A 19,204-nucleotide genomic window follows, 5' to 3' on the forward strand; every position below is an offset into this window, starting at 1 on the left:
GATATATAAACGCAGCATTGCGTCTTCTCTCAAACCAGGTTTTTCCGCTATGAATATTTTTTCACAGATGCAGCAGTTGAAGCGCCCAGGAAAGAAAAGGGCAGGTAGAAATATCGTCAAATTCTATTGTTTCAATAGCTCTGTAATAAATTAAGCAACTACAGATCTGGTATGAAGACATTTGGAGCGGCGATGCTTTATAAATGCCAGACTTGACACCAGTGCATTTATTTAGTAACCCATACATTAGGACGCTATTGGCAATTCCACGTAAAAAGTGGCGGCAGCACTGGGTTTACTATCCAACCCAATGCTGCCGCCATGGCCTCCCAACAAAGCTGATCAGCCCTGGCACCGTCTATCTTTGTCAATTGGCAAATTTGTCTGATTCAGGGCGGTCAGAATCATAGCATACCTACAGATATGAGCGGGATAGATACAATTATCTCAGTACCTTCAGCATTTGAATTTATGTTCGTTTCACCATTTAGATATTGTACCCTGCGACGAATCGAATCCAGGCCTATAGTTGATTTATTACTGGCGGATTTCTTTCCACCTAATCCGATCCCGTCATCGCTGACAGTCAGTATCAGGCTATCTTCTTCTTCATAGACCAGGATGCTTACTTTTTTAGCCCTGGCATGCTTGATGATATTGGTGATAGCTTCCTGGACAATACGGAGTAATGCAATTCGTGTATCTGTATCGACATTAACCAATGAATTATCGTCAATATGAATAGTTTTATTGTACCGGCTGTCGGGCAACGCATGATCTGTAAGCAGCCTGACCTGCTTTTCAAAAGATAGCTCCTGTTGCCCATCTGCGGCGCTGAACCATTCATGGCTTTTTCTCCTGGCTGCCTCATAAGCGTTGGTTGTGGCTAACTGCAATCTATTCAATTTATTCTTCAGGACAATATCCTCGGTATCCATTGACAGCGTTTCCAGCTGATGCCTGATAGCAGCAATAGACGAAGAAAGGCCATCATGAAGATCCTGCCCAAGCCGTCGCTGCTCTTCCCTCACCGCCTCGTGTTTAGCCTCCTCCATGGAGATGATCTGCATATTGGTCGCGTTATTTAATGCTTCAATCTGCGATTTGGCTTTCCTGCTTCGATAAAGCATGATCAGATAGATGGACGCCACAATAAAGGCCGCAGCGAATGAAATAACCACCAGCCAAAGTGTTCGCTGTTTTTTAATGGCTTCTGAATGCTGAAGCTCAATCTTCGTGTTCTCGGCGTCAGTGTAGGCATATAGCAAACTATCCATTTGTGTCATCAATAATGACTTCGCCTTTCGTTCATTTGCCAAAGATTTGGTTAGCCATGTATACCCTCCGTGAAAATCTCCTTGTGCAACTTGAAGTTTTGCCTTGTATTCATCAACTATCGGTTGTTGGTTTTTAAAAAAAAGGGGAAGTGATTCAAGTTTATTGATATAAAGGCGGGCACTATCCGTTTTTTTCAAGGCCAGGAAGTGCTCTATTTTCAATTCGAAAAGTGTTCTTTCTATAAAGGCAGTCGTCTGTTCTTTATACGTATTTTTTAGTGTTTGTATACTATCAAGCAATGCCTCTGCTTCGGTTGGGCGTCCCTCAATGAGGGCAACGTAATGCTGCCTTAGCAGTATAAAATAGTCGTTATAAAGCATGAATTCTCCATTAATAGGGTATTTGCGCTTTAGTTCCGTACTAATCTGATCGGCAATCAGTGCTGTTTGGTAAACAGCTGTCGTATCATGCATATTCATATAGGACTCGAATGCTCCCATTAAAATGTCTATTGCATGCATTCCGTTAACATTATCAGTTTTTTTATTTCGCAGCAGCTCAGGCAGGTGTTTTATATACTCTTCTTTACTCTTATAAAGAGAGATAACCTTATCATATAATCCCTGTTCCATTAAAATATGTACTTTATCCTTATCCGCAAGCAGAGGACGTATTCTACCGTTTTCTTCTAATTCCTTAGATTCTTTTTCTGTATAATACATAGCAGCCCCGGTTTCTCCAAACATTAGTGCATTATTGGCTAATGCCAGATAGTAGTTTACGCGAGGGTGTCCGTATTCTTTTTTTCTCCAGGCAATCTCCTTATACAAGCTGAGGATGTTTGCCAGTTCCTGGGTTTTGAATTCGATTCCTTCATCAAGAAATCCCCGAGTCAACGAATAGGCCTGATCCAGGTATTTGTCATCTGAAATATTACCAGCATAGTAGGCCTTGTTCAGCTTGTCAAAATCCTCTCTGGCTTTGGTTACCGATTGCCCGACAGCAATTGGGCGCTGGCTGATCAGGAGTAGAAAAAAAACTATAAGGAAGTACAAATTCTTTCGAGACAAACAAGATTGGGTTGTCATCATAAGAGTGGAATAAATATTTTACTGATTTGTTTAAATGAGTTCCTGCTTGCGCGCATATGACAACAATGCCGTAATGGAATTTACATTTACTTTTGACATCATATTACGCCTGTGTGCTACAATGGTATGTTTGCTAAGGTAGGTCTGTTCTGCAGTTTGGGCAATAGATAACCCATGTGCAAAATGCTGCAAAATCTCCAATTCCCGTGCAGAAAATGGTATCGTGTTCTTTAAATTTGAATTCGAGTTAATTTCAGCTATCACCGGACTGATATATTGTTCGCCACGGCTTACCATAGCCAGGCATTCGAGAATAGCATCAACTCCTGATGATTTACTAATAAGCCCGTGGGGGCTATAACTGAGAATATTGGTGATGGCTGTTGGACTGACTACAGAGCTTACTACAATAATAGTAACATGTTTATTTAATCGCCGGGCTACATTGATAAGCGGAAGCCCATTTTGATTTTTCAAATAATAATCCAGGAATAGATAAATATGCGACCTGGAATGTTTAATCAGGAATTGAGTTAATTCCTGCTCCTCGCCAAGCGTATGTACTGAACGAAAAAGTTCCAGCCGTTCAATCAATGCCGAAAAAGAGTCTGCAAACAAAAGGTGATCATCAAATACGATTGCTATAGCCTCCTTTTTTTTCATAAGTATCTTCTGTAAAGACCCGAATATAGCAAAAAAATGGGATTTACGGTAGAGATAGGTAGATATCAACGGATAATTAATACTGTATATAAATCCGCTCCCATAGAGCGCTATACAGCAGTCAATAGTATCTTTATAAATTTAAAATTTTCTATAATCTCAACTTTCCTTCATGTTTTTGAGAGAAAGGAAATCTGCTCAAAAGTGCCATTGTTCCCTGGATTAAAATAGCAATATTTTGCTATTTTTCTAAATAACATAGCAAGTTATTGTCTTAACGCGTAGTCGTATACATCGCTTTAATATTAAGTTGCTAAATTTGTCGGGACTTCTACAAGGAGCATGAGCCGTGGGGAAAATTGCTAAGATAATGCAATCACTGAAAGCTTCTTTAAAGCACTCCTAACTGCGTTGGTATATCAGAATAAATTCCTGAATAAAAAAGAGACTGCATTTGCAGTTTTCAAATACACAGAAATTTTGCACAAGGGAAAACGAATACATTTTGCCCCAAAACAGCTTTCGACATGTTTTTTTAAGGGGGCAAACAAAATACTGTGGCTTACCTCAACGTCCATTTTTTTGTTGTAACTCCAATAAGATCTGCATTAGTTTTTGATAGCTACCGGCTAGTTTGATTGCGACAGATAGTAAACGTAACACCCATCAGCATCTATACATACTATAGTAAGTACATTATCCCTCATTCACCTGAGCGGTGTATAAAAATGTATGTTTAGCACTCATCAGTAAGAAATATGCGATTATGATGGCAAGCTATTAGCGGAATATATAAAGTAATAATATTTAATTTTTAAAATGCGATTAATAATCAAGAATGCAAAGACTGCCTGCATTAACCCTGCCGCACAACCAAGCCGATTGAATGTGGACATTGCAGGAATAGAAATTGAAGATATACTGTTTCAGGTAAATATCGATCAGGCTATAAACTACTTCGGTATAACAGAATTACTCGACACTATAGGTGACCAGGAAATTAAGTCTCATCTTTTAAATTCAGAAGGTATAACCCACAAGACGTAGAACACATGATTAAGAGAACGGGCTTCAATAAGTGAAGTTACCGATTCGATAGCGTACATAAATCACAATAATTCATGCCTCTAAATACAGGTATTGTATCGACAGGAGACCAATTGTTCCCACTAATGATGACCAAAAAAAAGCAAGATGCTTCAGATAGCTTCAGCAAAATGCTGATTTCAGTATTAGTACATGATCTCAGACAACCATTTGCTACGCTTATCTCAGCTGCAGACATGATCAAATATGCAGATCACCCTTTATCCGAAGAAGAATTATATATGATCTTTGACCATATGCGTCATACGGCATCGAAAAGTATCAAACTGCTCGATGGGCTGGTTTTTTGGATGAAATCTCAAAGCAACGGTTATACTTATGAAGCACAACCATTACACTTACGTGATCTGATCAACAATGCTAATGGGCTGTATATTCATGATCAGGCGAGTAAAGCTATTCGTATTGCTAATACTATCCCAGAGCATCAACTCGTTCATGCAAATAAAGAAATGCTGCAATTCATTAATAGAAATATATTAAGTAATGCCACCAAATACTCTCCTCCAGGGGGAACCATAAACATATCATGCCGTGTTGAAGACAACCAGATTACAGTTGCCTTTGCAGATCAGGGGATGGGAATCAGGGAAGATCAGCTTGAACGGTTATTTAATACTCAGGATACCAGGGTGTTAGACAGCCATTATTTACAGGGCGCCGGAATTGCCTTAAGTATTTGCCAGGATATGATCTGGCAAATGGATGGAAAATTATGGGCGGAATCTGCATACGGTCATGGAGCCACTTTTTTCTATTCATTACCGCTTTTAGCGTAACTATGTATTCAGCCCTATATATCCATATAATATTAGGCTCCCTTTATCTCATTGCAAAAACGTACAAGAGTAGAAATAGTAAGTACCCATAAGGTATGAATCGAACACCTGAAATCAGCTATTTCATTGGGCCTTTACAGTTAGATCAACTCACGGAATAATCTTAAGATCAAAGCCCGAACACCAATTTATTCCGGAACACGGATCAAGTTGAAAACCTTGGGGCAGGTGACCTGTAATAGTTTGCCATCCAACTTTTCGAAATCTTCTAATACCCGTGTAATCAGTACTGAACAATTCCCTCTTCCGGGGTACTTCCCGTTGAATATACGCTAACACCCAGGCCAGACACATTTGATAATTGCTAAAGAAATCACGGAAGCTGATCCCCCGGTTGTCATAACTTTAAGAAAAACGTAGGTAACATGGCAACGCAATCAGGTCCATTCCTCTTTACCGGCAGGCTGGATAACGTAATTGGCTACGAACGCAATGGAGTTCACTTCCTGCGTAGTATGCCTGCCCGGGTAAAACAAACAACGGCCACCCGGCAGGCTGCCCGCAATTTTGGTATTGCCAGCCGTAAAGGCCGCCTCATACGCAAAGCATTCGCCCCCCACCTGGATCTTCGTTGCGACGACGCTTTCGTAAACCGGCTGAACAAAGTGCTGATACAATCCGGCGTACAGGGCATAAAAGGATACCGGTTCAACCGGCACACCGGCCTGGAAAAATTCTTCTCTCACTCCCCCATATTCACACCCGATGACATACTGCTGATTCCTGCACAGGAATTATCACGATTGTCCGGATTCACCCATTTTGAGATAAAAGCCATCGCTGTGCGGGCTCATTTTGCCCACCGGCGGGTTACAGGCGCAGTCTCCATCACAAAGATGATTGACCTCAGTAAACCGTTCGAAGGCATGGAACTAAACATGACCGTTCCGGGAAAAGGAACAGGGATCGTCGTATTACAGGTACGCGCTTTCCAGGGGAGCCTGGTTATGGACAACAGCAAATACATGACTGCAGAGGTGATCGCTGTAACTACAGCAGCATCTCCAATCCCACAAGCTGGTAAAATACACAGCAAACCACTATTGAAACGATGGCCATTGTACCAGGACGTACTGTCACTTAAGGGTTCTGCTATTGGCTACTCTTCATTAGCCTTACAACGGGAATGAACAGGTATAGCTTGTTCCTGACCGGCGATTGTTATCAGCTGCTCTTATATTATTTCCAGGAAATTGGTTCATGGATACCCATGTCCGGATGTATGAATACCGGCCTTTTTTACAGGTATATGCCTGATTGTTGCTTAGAAAAATACCCGATACCTCACTGCAGTTTTGCCCTGCGCTATTATACCCCAGCTAAAACTTCATTCACCACATCATCCATCCATCTTCAGATCAACTCCACCTTACCTGCACCATTCTCCCATTAATCCTCCTGCTTTCTCCTATCACTCCTTCATGCTGCCGCACTGGCTTGTATGGATGTAAGCGATTGTTCTTCATCCATACCAGGAGAACTATTACTAATCCCCCAAGTTTTCAACTTGATCCCGGAACACCCCGCACAACTCTCTATAAAACGACTAAATATAGGCACAAAAAAAAGGAAACAACCATTTCTGATTGTTTCCTTTAGCGGAGAGTCAGGGATTCGAACCCCGGGACCTGTTACAGTCAACAGTTTTCAAGACTGCCGCAATCGACCGCTCTGCCAACTCTCCAGGGACGCAAAAGTATGAAACTCCCTCAAACTAACAAATTTTTTTTCAAAAATTTTCTAAACCCGCTACCAGTAAGCATAAAATACAAACCGACAGTTGATTACCCCCTCCTCCTCCAGGCTGTTAGTCTTAAAATCTCCTGTCGGTCTTTGCCTGTCTGTAAGGGGAATCTCCTGTCGGTTTTTGTTTAATTCTTCACTCTTAACCTAAATTCTTCTGTTGTTTCCTACGTTTATCTATTGATGTTAAATATTACTTCCATCCTCCACCAAGCGAACGGTAAAGGTCTACCATCGCACTCAGACGCTGCCGGTCTATATCAGCCTTCGACAGCTCCGCCTGTAATGAACGGGATTGTGCGGTGATCACTTCCAGGTAGTTAGCCAGCCCACTGCGGAAAAGCAACTGTGCCTGCTGAACCGCCAGCTGGGAGGTACTTACCTGTCGTACGGCGATTTCCTGCTGACTCTTTGTTTTATCCAATTTCACCAACGCATCGCTCACCTCTCCTATAGCATTCAGTGCCGATTGCCTGAACTGGATCACGGCCTGCTCACGCTGTATCTTAGCCACTTCCAGCTGGGTTTTCAGCTGTCGGCGCTGGAAGATAGGCTGCGTCAGGCTTCCGGCCACTGTACCAAACAACGATGCCGGCATGTTAAACCAGGTGCTGGCCTTGAAGGCATTCAAACCTCCATTGGCGGTGATGTTCAGGGTTGGGTACATGCTTCCCTGCGCCACTCCTACCTGCGCATTGGCTGCTACCAGGCCCATTTCGGTGGCCCTCACATCCGGGCGGCGACTGATCATCGCCGCTGGTACGCCTGCAGGCAGTGAATCTGCTACATGGAAATCACCAAGGCCACTACCACGGGCTATAGTGGCCGGCAGTTCTCCTGTAAGAATACGTAACGCATTCTCCTGGATGGTGATTCCCTGCTCCAGCTGCGGTATCAGCATCTCTGCTGTCTGCTGCTGGGATATAGCCTGCTGCACACCCAGCTCAGTAACTTCTCCCGCTGCCTTCTGCAAACGGATCATCTTTACGATGGTGTCGCTGAGCTCCAGGTTCCTCCTGGCAATGGTGAGCTGATTATCCAGCATCAGCAGGTTGAAATAACTGTTGGCGATAGAAGCCACCAGACCGGTTCTTACTGCTCTCGCACCTTCGTACGACTGCAGATAACTGGCCAGCGCTGCTTCTTTCTGACGGCGAATCTTGCCCCATATATCTATCTCCCACGACATCCCCACGCCTATACTGAAATCTTCCAAATGATCTCCCAGGTTATTAACAGAGAGATTCAATCCTGTAAAACTGTTCTTTGAAGGGAAGTTGGTGTTAGCGGAAGCGGAGGCGGTGAATGCAGGCAACCACGCCAGTTTCGCCTGCTTCAAATAAGCTTCTGCTGTTTCTACCTTCTTTGCTGCCAGCTGCAGATCATAGTTGCCGGTAAGGGCCTTATCTATCAACTGCTGTAAAGTTGCATCAGTAAAAAAACGCTTCCATTCCATCTCCGCAATGCTGCTGTCCGATGGTGCTGCATTCCCGAACTGCTGGGGCAGCGCCACCGGTGGCCGCTGATAATTACGGCCAACCCGGCATGCTGCTAACCCTACAACTAAAAGGAATAATATGCTATGTCTTGTTTTCATTTGTCTTGTTTCTGATTCTGTTTAATTGTTCAACCAGTATTAATGTACCAGTACTTCTTCGGAAGCCTCTACTACCATTGGTTTCCGGCTTATCTTTTCCTGCAGGTACTGGAATATCACATACAATACCGGGATCGCAAATACACCCAGTATCACGCCTGTGAGCATACCTCCGGCGGCACCGGTACTGATAGACCGGTTACCCAGGGCGGATGATCCTGTTGCACGCATCAGCGGCAACAAGCCCGCAATAAAGGCGAAAGAGGTCATGAGAATCGGGCGCAAACGGAGCTTGGCCGCACGTATAGCAGAAGCTACCAATCCCATACCACTGCGTCTGCGCTGTACGGCGTACTCCACAATCAGGATCGCGTTTTTCGCCAGCAACCCTATCAACATAATCAATCCTACCTGTACATAGATGTTGTTGTCGATACCAAACAGGTTGATGAATACAAACACACCAAAGATACCCAGCGGAATAGAGAGGATTACTGCCAGTGGCAATATGTAACTCTCATATTGTGCTGCCAGCAGGAAGTATACAAAGATGAGACACAGGCTAAAGATGATCACCGCCTGGTTACCTGCACTGATCTCTTCCTTCGTCATACCTACCCACTCATAGGTAAACCCTCTTGGCAGATACTTCGCTGCTACTTCTTCCACCGCTTTGATGGCGTCGCCACTGCTGTATCCGGGCTTAGCCTGACCGTTGATGGTTACAGCGTTGAACAGGTTGTTACGGGTTACTGTTTCAGGTCCGTATACCCGTTGCAGTGATACCATCGTGTTGATGGGTACCATCTCGCCATGCTGATTCTTTACGTATACCCCATCCAGTGAGGCAGGATCTTTACGGCGGTCCGCATCTGCCTGCACAATCACACGGTAGTACTTACCAAAACGGTTGAAGTCAGACGCATACATACTTCCGTAATACACCTGCATGGTTTGCAGGATATCACCCACGGCTACTCCCAGCTGCTTCGCCTTACGATCGTCGATCTCCAGCTCATATTGCGGATGTCCGTTGTTGAATGTGGTAAATGCAAAGGCAATCTCTTTACGCTGCATCAGCTCCCCAATAAATCCGTAGGCTGTTTGCCCCAGTTTGTCGAGCGGCCCACCTGTACGGTCCTGCAACACTACTTCGAAACCGGCTACGTTACTGAAACCCGGTACGGTAGGCATATTAAATACGAACACGCTTGCTTCCGGAATGCTGGCAAGTTTCTGCTGCAACATGCCCATAAGCGCATTGATGTCTTTGATGGCGCCACGATCAGCATGTGGCTTCAGTTTGATGAAACCTACGCCGGAGGTGGCACTGCTGGAGTTCGACAGGAAGTTGAAACCTGATACACTCAGATATGCTTTAGACGACTCCAGGTCTTTTACGATATGTTCTACTTTCGCCACTACTTCGCGGGTGCGCTCCAGAGAAGATCCGGGAGGCATGGTAACTGAATACACTGCAAATCCCTGGTCCTCTGTAGGAATAAACCCTGATGGCGTTTTGCGCATCAGCCACACAGTGGCGATGGTAACAATGATCAATCCACCAACAGCTACCCACCTGTTCTTGATCAGGAACTGCAGCCCGTTGCCATATTTAGAGGTCATGGCATTGAAGCCGGTATTGAATGCGGTAAAGAAACGCTGTCCGAAACCTTTCTTCGCCGGAGCTCCATGTTTTTCGTCATGTCCGGTTGCGTGGTTATTCTTCAATATCAGGGCACACAACGCAGGGCTCAGCGTCAACGCGTTCAGCGCCGAGATAAGGATGGCGATCGCCAGCGTGAAGGCAAACTGCCGGTAAAACACGCCCGCCGGGCCTTCCATGAAACCAACAGGAATGAACACGGCCGACATTACCAGCGTAATGGATATAATCGCACCGGATATCTCCTGCATAGACGATAAGGTCGCATTCCGCGGATTAGCCCCCCGCTCCATCTTCGCATGCACCGCTTCCACCACCACAATGGCGTCATCCACCACAATACCAATCGCCAGGATAAGCGCGAACAACGTCAGCAGGTTGATAGAGAACCCAAATAATTTCATGAAGAAGAAAGTACCTACAATGGCTACTGGTACCGCTATCGCAGGGATCAGCGTAGAACGCAGATCCTGCAGGAAGATGAATACCACAATGAATACCAGGATAAACGCTTCAATCAGCGTGTGTTTCACCTGGTCAATGGATTCGTCGAGGTATTCTTTGGTGCTATAGATATTAAAGTACTCGATACCGGTAGGCAAACTCGCGCCTGCTTTCTTCATTAATTTGTTGATATTCTCCTGTATCTCATTGGCGTTTGATCCTGATGTCTGGTTAATGGCAATACCAATACCATATTTACCATTCACACGGGTATCACTACCATAACTAAAGGAGCCAAATTCCACGCGGGCCACATCTTTCAGCCGTACTACAGAACCATCGGCATTGGCACGCAGAATAATGTCTTCGTACTGCTGGTTCTTGTTCAGCTTTCCTTTATACTTGATTACATATTCGAAAGATTCCTTGCTGGACTCTCCGAAACGGCCGGGAGCCGCTTCCAGATTCTGATCGTGGATAGCACCCAACACTTCCTGGGGCGACATATTATACGCTGTCAGCCTTTCAGGTTTGAGCCAGATACGCATGGAGTAATCCTTCGCGCCAAACACCATCGCCTGGCCTACCCCGTTCACACGCTGGATTTCCGGGATGATGTTAATCTTGGCGTAGTTCTGCAGAAATGTTTCGTCGTATTCAGGCTTGTCGCTCATCAGGTTCACCACCATGATCATGCTGGTCTGCTGTTTCTGCGTACTGATACCTGCCTGCACTACTTCTGCCGGCAGCAGACTGGTAGCTTTCGCTACGCGGTTCTGCACGTTTACGGCAGCCAGATCCGGATTCGTTCCAAGTTTGAAATAAATGTTCAGGGTCATGGAACCATCGTTGTTGGAGTTGGAGGTCATGTAAGTCATGTTCTCCACACCATTCACCGCCTCTTCTATGGGAGTGGCTACAGAACGTGCTACCACTTCCGCGTTGGCGCCCGGATAAGATGCTGTTACCGCAACACTCGGCGGCGCAATTTCCGGGAACTGGCTCATGGGCAGCGTATACAACGCCAGTATCCCCAGGATGACCAGTATGATGGATATAACTGTGGCCAATACCGGCCGTTCTATAAATTTTCTAAACATACAAGCAATAGAATTTAAGCGTCATCAATCTGATGGCGTTGGGGAAGGATGACTGCACCCGGCATCACCGTGTGCAGTTATCACCTTCGTGATGAAAAATTAGAGCGGCCTCACTTTCAACAGGCTGTCGAGCGACATCTGTTGCGGAGCGATCACGGTACCATCGTGCAGGCGGTCCAGACCAGTGTATACGATACGCTGACCAGCTTTAACGCCTTTCTCTACGAAATAATAGTTACCGCTTTTACCGGCTATAGTGATGGGAATACCAGTAACCTTGTTGCTGTCTGCCACTGCAAATACCATTACTTTATCCTGCAGTTCATAAGTAGCTTCTGTGGGTACTATTACCACATCTGCAAACTGTTCAGGCAAACGTACTTTTCCTGTATTACCGGAACGGAGTAACCCGGAAGTATTCGGGAACGTAGCCCGGAAGCTTACCGCACCCATTGTTTTATCGAACTGTCCTTCCATGGTTTCAATCCGTCCTTTCTCAGGATAAATACTGTTGTCGGCCAGCTTCAACTCCACTGCAGGCAGGTGTTTCACCTTATCTGCAATTGTATTGCCGGGTGTTTCGTTCTTAAATTTCAGGAACTCGGGTTCGCTCATGGAAAAATAAGCATACACCTCGTTTACGTCCGACAATATGGTGAGGGGCTGTGGTTCTGCCCTGCCAACCAACGCGCCTATCTTGTAAGGAATCCTTCCTATATATCCACTAACAGGAGCCGTGATCAGGGTATACCCTACATTGATGTGAGTAGATCCGAGCTGTGCCTGCGCCTGGCCTACTGCAGCTTTCGCAGCTTCGTAATTTGCCTGTGCAGTTTTTAGCTGTACATCAGATACTACATTGTTGTTTACCAGCGGCGTAAGCCTGTCTACTTCTACCTTTGCTTTTTCCAGGTTCGCTTTGGCAGCCTGTAATGAAGCACTGGCATTGCTTTGTTGTTCGCTGTACATCCGGTCGTTGATTTTGAATAAAGGTTGACCAGCTTTTACATAGGCACCTTCATCCACATAAATCTTTTCCAGTGTTCCTTCCACCTGTGGGCGGATTTCCACGTTGGTACGGCCTTCCAGCGCTGCGCTGAATTCCCTATAGGTAGTGGCCGGCACGGTGCTCAGCTTCAGCACAGGCAACGGTGCAGGAGGCGGCGCTTCGTTCTTCGCCTGAGATGCACTGCAGGCCGACATCACAGAAATAACGATCAAACTATAAAATAAGCCCGCCGGCAAATTAGCAATTGTTGATTTCAATGGTTTCATACATTTTTTTTAATAAAAAACTAAACAATAAGATCCCCTCCGGCGACCAAGGCCAGTTAAAGACAGCCTTGCTTCGCAGCAATCAATTTTCAATGACAGCATTCGGGTTGTGGTGAGTACAGGTAGGCAGCCCCGTAACACATGGGCACATATAACGTCACAGTCATTATATGTACTGACGCAGTATTTTGTTACTACTGCAACAAGAAAATCAGTAGATTTTGCGGTAGGCCGCTAGTAAATTCTCATCGGTTTTCTAATTTTAATGATGCACGGGCAACATCATTGTTTTTTAAAGACAGTGCAAAAATAGACAATTTAAGTTAACGGACGTTTAAATTATTACGGGTTTAATTGTACTTTTCACGGATACTCCTTTGAAACGATGCCGGAGTATATCCCGAATGTTTCTTAAAAAACCTGTTGAAATATGCGTCGTCCTCAAAATTCAATTGAGCAGCAATTTGTTTGATAGAATGTTCGCCCCAATATAAGAGACGTTTTGCTTCCATAATCCGCTTTTCGTCGATAATGTATTTTGCATTTTTCCCCAACAAGGCTTTCACGGTATCATTCAGATGACCAGGGGAAACATATAACATTTCTGCATAGTCGGATACCTGCGGCTTCTGATGGAAATGCTGATCTACCAGCATCTTGAATTGCCTCACCATATTATATTGTGAGCTTTCTCCGTTCATCCAGTTGCCCGAAGGCTCAGAAATTCTTCCACAGGCAATCACAAAAGCATTCAACAGGTTGCGGATGATCGCATCTTTGCGCAGCTTGTTTCCATGATACTCCTTGCGAATCAAATCTGCATACCCCAATACTTCCTCCAGCTCCTCCTCACTCAACGGAATCATTCCTGAACTGAAAACGCAACGCCAGCAACTCACTACACCCTGCATTTCCGGCACCAGAAAATCATCGGTGAAGTAAATATTGATCAGCTCTGCATCTTCACTCATTACATGCTGATGAACCTGGTCCGGCTCCAGCAACATCAATGCCGGTGCCTGTATGTGGTATTCCTTAAAATCGATCGACTGCCGGATTGTACCTTTAATTAATATATCTACACTATATCCATTATGACGGTGGGGAACATTCATTTCATCTCCAAAACACTCTCCTTTCCATTCGCCCATATAAAAATTAGCCCCCTCCGCGTAATCACAATTGGCGATCTCCACAACAGAACTACGTGTTGCAACACTTGCTATTACTTCCATTGTTGTTGTACTTTTTTGGGTAATGTTTTTTACTGTTTCCGTAGGGTAAAGGTAATTCATAAAATAACCCTTAGCCAACTATACGCGGTATAGATAGTTTCTATAACTACCTAATTGCTTACCTCCGGCTTCTCCTGAACCAGTACCAGGTCGCTCAGCTTCACATTAATCGGAATATTACCAATCTTCACAATGGCACGCTTATCCCTTATCTCCAGCACCTTACCTACCTGACGGTTGGTAGTAATCTTTACCTGCGATCCTATGGCGATTTCTCCTTTTACTTCTTCAAATTTCTCCTGTACTTTTTTGTTCAGCTTCTCATTATGCTGTTTCTCTCTTCTGCGGAACAAAAGGATTTCTGCCTGCTTCATCACTTTCTCCTTATCATCGGCACGTTTCCACTCTACAACAATCTGCTTCAGCTTACGCTCCATATCTTTCAGATACTGCAGATCTTCTTCCTTAATCTGGTTCTGCAATTTCAGCAGTGTGTATTGTTGTTGCTTACGCTCTTTGTCTGATAATATTTCGTACTCCTTTTTCAAACGCTCATTTTCTTTCAGCAACTTTTGCAAATCCTTCTCTTTATTCTCCACTTTCTGCAGGTCCTGCTCTGCTTTATTCAGCAACTTGTCGAGCCGGAAATGCCCTTCATCCACCAGCTTCTTTGCCCGGGCAATCAGCTGCGGCGGTAATCCTATGCGCTCGGCAATGGAAAAGGTGTAAGAGCTTCCCGGTTTACCTACCATCAGCTTATACATCGGCAACAGTGTCTCTTCATCAAAGCCCATTGCTCCGTTGATGATGCCTTTCACTTTATTGGCCATCACCTTCAGGTTGAGGTAGTGAGTGGTTACCACGCCAAAGGCATGTTTCTTCGCCAGTTCCTCCATGATTACTTCCGCGAAAGCGCCTCCCAGGTTAGGATCAGATCCGCTTCCCAGCTCATCTATGAAGAAAAGGGTTCTGCCATTGGCATTCTCCATGAAATACTTCATGTTCTTCAGATGCGAACTATAAGTACTCAGTTCAAATTCAAGCGACTGGGTATCTCCGATATGGATCATCAATTGCTTGAATATACCTATTTGGGAAGATGGATGAACCGGCACCAGCAGTCCCGCCTGCAACATCAGCTGGATCAGCCCTATCGTTTTGAGTGTAACCGTTTTACCGCCGGCATTCGGTCCGCTGATCACCAGGATGTGGTTATCCTTATCCAGGTTGATGCTCACCGGTATGGTCGGCTTCTGGTTTTTACGGTTGTATAATAACAGCAACGGATGATATGCCTGCACCAGGTTCAGCTCTGCATGTGGCAACAGCATCGGGTAATTGGCATCCATGTCCAGGGCCAGTTTCGCCTTGCCCCTGATAAAATCAAAGGTGCCCAGTATATCATGATAACTGTTCAGCAAAGGTGCATAAGTACTCAGTGAGGCGGTCATCGCTTTTAGTATGCGGTATACTTCGCGGTCTTCTTCTCTTTCAAGCGATTGTATATCGTTATTCAGCTCTATGGTTTCCTCCGGCTCCAGGAATGCGGTTTTACGGGTATCTGATTCTCCATGAATGATCCCTTTTACCATCCGCTTATTCTCTGCATAGATGGCTACTACCCGGCGTCCGTTGAGGAAAGCCTCTTCCTGGTCGGCCAGGTAATTGAGTTTCTGCAGCTTCTGCAGGATCCTGTCGAATACCCGCCGCAGCTCCGTACGCTTACGGAACAGGGATATACGGATGCGCGCCAGCTCGGGGGAGGCATTGTCTCTCACCTGTCCCAGCTCGTCCAGCACTTCATCGATGGTGGCAGTGATCTTTTTCTCGTAATGTGTGTCTTTGATGACATCATAAAGACCGGTATATTGCGTGCGCCGGTCGTGGTCGAAGAAGCGTACAATGCTATGCATACTTTCTGCCAGCTTACGCAGCAGCATGGCCTGTTCACCAGTGAGTACGGCGCCGTCGATTGCCAGCAGGCGCAATTCTCTCCTCAGATTCAGGATATAATCGTTCGGAAAATTCTCTTGTAACAGGGTAAGCTGTTTATATTCATGTGCCTGTTGCAGGGCTGTTTGTACATAATCAATATGTGTATGTAAGCGTAATCCTGCGGCCAGCTCTTTACCCAATTCTGTTTTGCAGTGCTCTTGCAGCAATGCCTGTACTTTATCGAATTCCAACTGCACTAACGCAGATTCAGGAAAATATTTCAAGGTGTTATATTATTTAATGTAAGAAGACACCAACAACCAGGGTCGTTTGTGACTGCGAATAGGTTTATAGTTTGCGCGAAAATGCGCGGCCAACGTTGTGGCGGAGAAAGTTAATCCGGGAAAATTATTAATTCTTGTCCATTGTTATTGTCATTATGCTATCAAACATCTCCGGTAACCCGGCTTTTATATCTGTTTCTGCTGCTGCTGACTTATATTGCTGGCGGTTTTTCGGGGCGCCCCCGGGTTCCTCTAAACTGCAAAAGAATGTTAAAGTTAAGTAACTCTGGCTTCTTCTCCATCATCTATTACGTAAATTATCATGGGAACCGGGGAATCCGGGTCCCGCCGGCGGGTAGCAATCCCTTTACAGTATTAGGTTCTGCCTGTTAAAAAAAATCCGTTTCTTTGAACTTTATTTTTATGAGAAAATATTCCATCTTCATTTTCCTGATCGCACTGGCCCTGTTTGCCTGTGCCCAACATAAAAACGATAAAGTACCCGGCGATATGGAAGTAAACAACAATCAAAAAAACGCAACCGCCACTTTCGGAGGCGGCTGCTTCTGGTGCACTGAGGCGCAATTTCAATACCTGGATGGTGTTCTTAAAGTAGAATCCGGCTACGCCGGCGGCTCCGTACCCAACCCCACCTACGAGCAGGTGTGCACAGGTACCACGGGCCACGCAGAGGTCATCCGCGTAACCTACGATCCCGCTAAAATCAGCTACGACGAGCTCCTGCAGGCTTTCTGGCTCAGCCACGATCCTACCCAGCTCAACCGCCAGGGCAACGATGTAGGCACGCAATACCGCAGCGTCATCTTCTATAACAGCGAAGAGCAAAAGGAAAAAGCGGAATTCTATAAAAAGAAACTGCAGGAATCCGGCGCCTACAATAAACCAATTGTCACGGAAATTGCTCCCATGACAGCATTCTATAAAGCGGAAGATTATCACCAGAACTACTATAACCAGAACGGCTCACAACCTTATTGCACCTTTGTGATCAAGCCCAAACTGGAGAAATTCAAAAAGGCCTTTGCCGGAAAATTAAAGAAAAGCAACTGATAATTAGTTGCTTTTCTTCATATATAAACAACTAAAAAATAACAGTTAGCTGCTATTAACTTCCTTTCTCTGCATTAAACCATGAAAATTCCCTATCTTCCTTATACTTAAAAATGTTCCACTCTTAATGAGCACTGATCAAAAATGTCCCTGGTGCGGGAGTATCACCACTATGAGCGCAACCACGGTAACCGGCCCTGAAGAGGCCCCAACCCTATGTCCACAATGCCAAAGGGTCATCTCGGAGATCGACCCGAAGATAGAAGCCGCCAAACGGTTGATCGAAGAAAAAACAATGCAGCTTTGCCTGAACGCAGGTAAGGCCAACGCCGTTGCCCATTATCTGACTGAAATCAACAAACTCCCGGATCACCACCTTTCCCCTCACGACGCCAAAGCCGCTGTAGAACAACTGATCAACGCCCGGGGTATACGCCGTGCCGTCAAGAAACCCGGTAAAAATGCCGGCGTCATCATTCTTATTGTTGCACTACTTGCTATTGCCAGTGTGGTGTACTTCTTCACACACACATAAATTTTTCAATTAACCATTATTATTGTACTTTTGTACTGTAATAAAGTCGATTACAGAATGAATAATTCAAGATTTCCCATCTCTTTGCACATTCTGACGCTGTTGGCCAGCGCAGAGGGGGAATTATTATCGTCCGACTATATTGCCGGCAGCATCAATATCAACCCGGTACTGGTACGCAAAGAGGTGAGCAACCTGCGTAACTACGGCCTCGTGGAAAGCAAGGAAGGAAAAAACGGAGGGGCCACCCTGGCCAAATCCGCTGATAAGATCCGGCTATCGGAAGTTTTTCATGCGGTGCAGCAGGCCTCCCTGCTGGGAAACAGCAAGAATAAACCCAATCCCGATTGCCCCATCGGCAAGCAAATCAATCAGCACCTCGATAGTCTTTATCTTGAAATAGAAGGAGCATTGCTGCATAAACTGGAGAAAATGAGCCTGGCAGATTTTCTTCGCCAATTCAAATAACAATAGCTGTCAGCAACTAAAAGCTAACCACAATATGGACCTCCACGATCTTAAAAATATTACAGCCGATTTTAAAAGCACCCACCGGATGCCGGTTATGTTCATTGGCCACGGCAACCCAATGAATGGTATCAGCGACAATGCTTTTACCCATGCCCTGAGCAAAATGGGAAAGGATGTGGGCAACCAACCCACTGCCATCCTTGTTATTTCAGCGCACTGGCTGACCAAAGGCACGCATGTATTAACTGCACCCAAACCTTCTACCATACACGATTTCGGCGGTTTCCCCGAAGCCCTGTATGCCGTACAATACCCGGCTCCCGGCGCGCCGGAACTGGCCAGGGAAACCAAACAGCTGATTACTTCCGCCGACGTAGTGGAAGATGACCAGTGGGGCCTCGATCATGGCTCATGGACGGTACTCCGCCATATGTACCCGAAGGCCGATGTACCTGTGTTCCAGCTAAGTATCGATTTCTATAAATCCCCGGAATACCATTTCAAACTGGCTGCCGAGCTGAAAGCGCTGCGCGACAAAGGCGTGCTGATCATGGGTAGCGGTAACATCGTACATAACCTGCGCCAGGTCAGCTTCTCGGATAATGCCCAACCGTTCGACTGGGCCCTTTCGTTCGATCATACAGTGAAGGAGAAACTGGAACAACGCGCCTTCAACGACCTGGTTAACTATCATACACTTGGCCGGGAAGCGCAGCTTTCCATTCCTACCAATGATCATTATCTTCCTATGTTATATACACTCGGGTTGATAGATAAGGAAGAAGATATCAGGTTTACATATGAAGAAATACAGAATGGGAGTATCAGCATGCGTTGCTTTACCACCGTTTAATACATCCCCTGTACGAT

At 45.3% G+C, this 19,204-nt stretch carries 13 protein-coding genes and 1 tRNA gene; 6 read left to right on the top strand and 8 right to left on the bottom strand.

Annotated features, from left to right (window positions below):
• Positions 1–404 precede the first annotated feature (404 nt).
• On the bottom strand, positions 405–2,369 hold the full coding sequence (locus tag UNH61_RS21130; protein WP_326993990.1) for an ATP-binding protein: 1,965 nt from the start codon (positions 2,367–2,369) through the stop codon (positions 405–407).
• Between the two features lie 30 nt (positions 2,370–2,399).
• On the bottom strand, positions 2,400–3,032 hold the full coding sequence (locus UNH61_RS21135; protein ID WP_326993991.1) for a response regulator transcription factor: 633 nt from the start codon (positions 3,030–3,032) through the stop codon (positions 2,400–2,402).
• A 1,121-nt stretch (positions 3,033–4,153) separates the two neighbouring features.
• Between UNH61_RS21135 and UNH61_RS21140 the strand changes: the two genes are divergently transcribed.
• Together UNH61_RS21140 and UNH61_RS21145 are read left to right on the top strand one after the other, a co-directional pair.
• Positions 4,154–4,918 (top strand): ATP-binding protein, encoded by a 765-nt coding sequence (locus UNH61_RS21140; protein ID WP_326993992.1) that lies wholly within the window; start codon positions 4,154–4,156, stop codon positions 4,916–4,918.
• Positions 4,919–5,343: 425 nt separating this feature from the next.
• Positions 5,344–6,108 (top strand): hypothetical protein, encoded by a 765-nt coding sequence (locus tag UNH61_RS21145; protein WP_326993993.1) that lies wholly within the window; start codon positions 5,344–5,346, stop codon positions 6,106–6,108.
• 469 nt (positions 6,109–6,577) lie between these two features.
• On the opposite strand, the gene UNH61_RS21150 is transcribed toward UNH61_RS21145, so the two are convergent.
• The 6 genes from UNH61_RS21150 to UNH61_RS21175 form a co-directional block, all read right to left on the bottom strand.
• A tRNA-Ser gene (locus UNH61_RS21150) sits at positions 6,578–6,662 on the bottom strand.
• A gap of 252 nt (positions 6,663–6,914) precedes the next feature.
• Positions 6,915–8,318 (bottom strand): efflux transporter outer membrane subunit, encoded by a 1,404-nt coding sequence (locus UNH61_RS21155; protein ID WP_326993994.1) that lies wholly within the window; start codon positions 8,316–8,318, stop codon positions 6,915–6,917.
• 39 nt (positions 8,319–8,357) lie between these two features.
• Positions 8,358–11,528 (bottom strand): efflux RND transporter permease subunit, encoded by a 3,171-nt coding sequence (locus UNH61_RS21160; RefSeq protein ID WP_326993995.1) that lies wholly within the window; start codon positions 11,526–11,528, stop codon positions 8,358–8,360.
• 99 nt (positions 11,529–11,627) lie between these two features.
• Positions 11,628–12,803: an efflux RND transporter periplasmic adaptor subunit gene (locus UNH61_RS21165; protein WP_326993996.1), complete on the bottom strand. Its 1,176-nt coding sequence runs from the start codon at positions 12,801–12,803 to the stop codon at positions 11,628–11,630.
• A 350-nt stretch (positions 12,804–13,153) separates the two neighbouring features.
• The gene (locus tag UNH61_RS21170) at positions 13,154–14,098 is read right to left on the bottom strand and encodes a helix-turn-helix domain-containing protein (protein WP_339070297.1); all 945 of its coding nucleotides are present in this window, start codon (positions 14,096–14,098) and stop codon (positions 13,154–13,156) included.
• 50 nt (positions 14,099–14,148) lie between these two features.
• Complete coding sequence (locus UNH61_RS21175) at positions 14,149–16,257, bottom strand: MutS2/Smr-associated SH3 domain-containing protein (RefSeq protein ID WP_326993998.1); 2,109 nt, start codon at positions 16,255–16,257, stop codon at positions 14,149–14,151.
• Between the two features lie 423 nt (positions 16,258–16,680).
• Here UNH61_RS21175 and msrA point away from each other — a divergent pair, with 423 nt between their 5' ends.
• From msrA to ygiD, 4 genes are all read left to right on the top strand, one after another.
• Positions 16,681–17,328: a peptide-methionine (S)-S-oxide reductase MsrA gene (gene msrA, locus UNH61_RS21180; RefSeq protein WP_326993999.1), complete on the top strand. Its 648-nt coding sequence runs from the start codon at positions 16,681–16,683 to the stop codon at positions 17,326–17,328.
• A gap of 127 nt (positions 17,329–17,455) precedes the next feature.
• Entirely contained in the window at positions 17,456–17,863 is a 408-nt protein-coding gene (locus tag UNH61_RS21185; protein WP_326994000.1) for a hypothetical protein, read from the top strand.
• A gap of 57 nt (positions 17,864–17,920) precedes the next feature.
• A complete protein-coding gene (locus UNH61_RS21190) occupies positions 17,921–18,331 on the top strand; it encodes an Rrf2 family transcriptional regulator (protein WP_326994001.1) in 411 nt (136 codons plus the stop codon).
• A 34-nt stretch (positions 18,332–18,365) separates the two neighbouring features.
• The gene (gene ygiD / locus UNH61_RS21195) at positions 18,366–19,187 is read left to right on the top strand and encodes a 4,5-DOPA dioxygenase extradiol (RefSeq protein WP_326994002.1); all 822 of its coding nucleotides are present in this window, start codon (positions 18,366–18,368) and stop codon (positions 19,185–19,187) included.
• Positions 19,188–19,204 lie beyond the last annotated feature (17 nt).

The organism is Chitinophaga sp. 180180018-3 (assembly GCF_037893185.1).
Taxonomy (GTDB): domain Bacteria; phylum Bacteroidota; class Bacteroidia; order Chitinophagales; family Chitinophagaceae; genus Chitinophaga.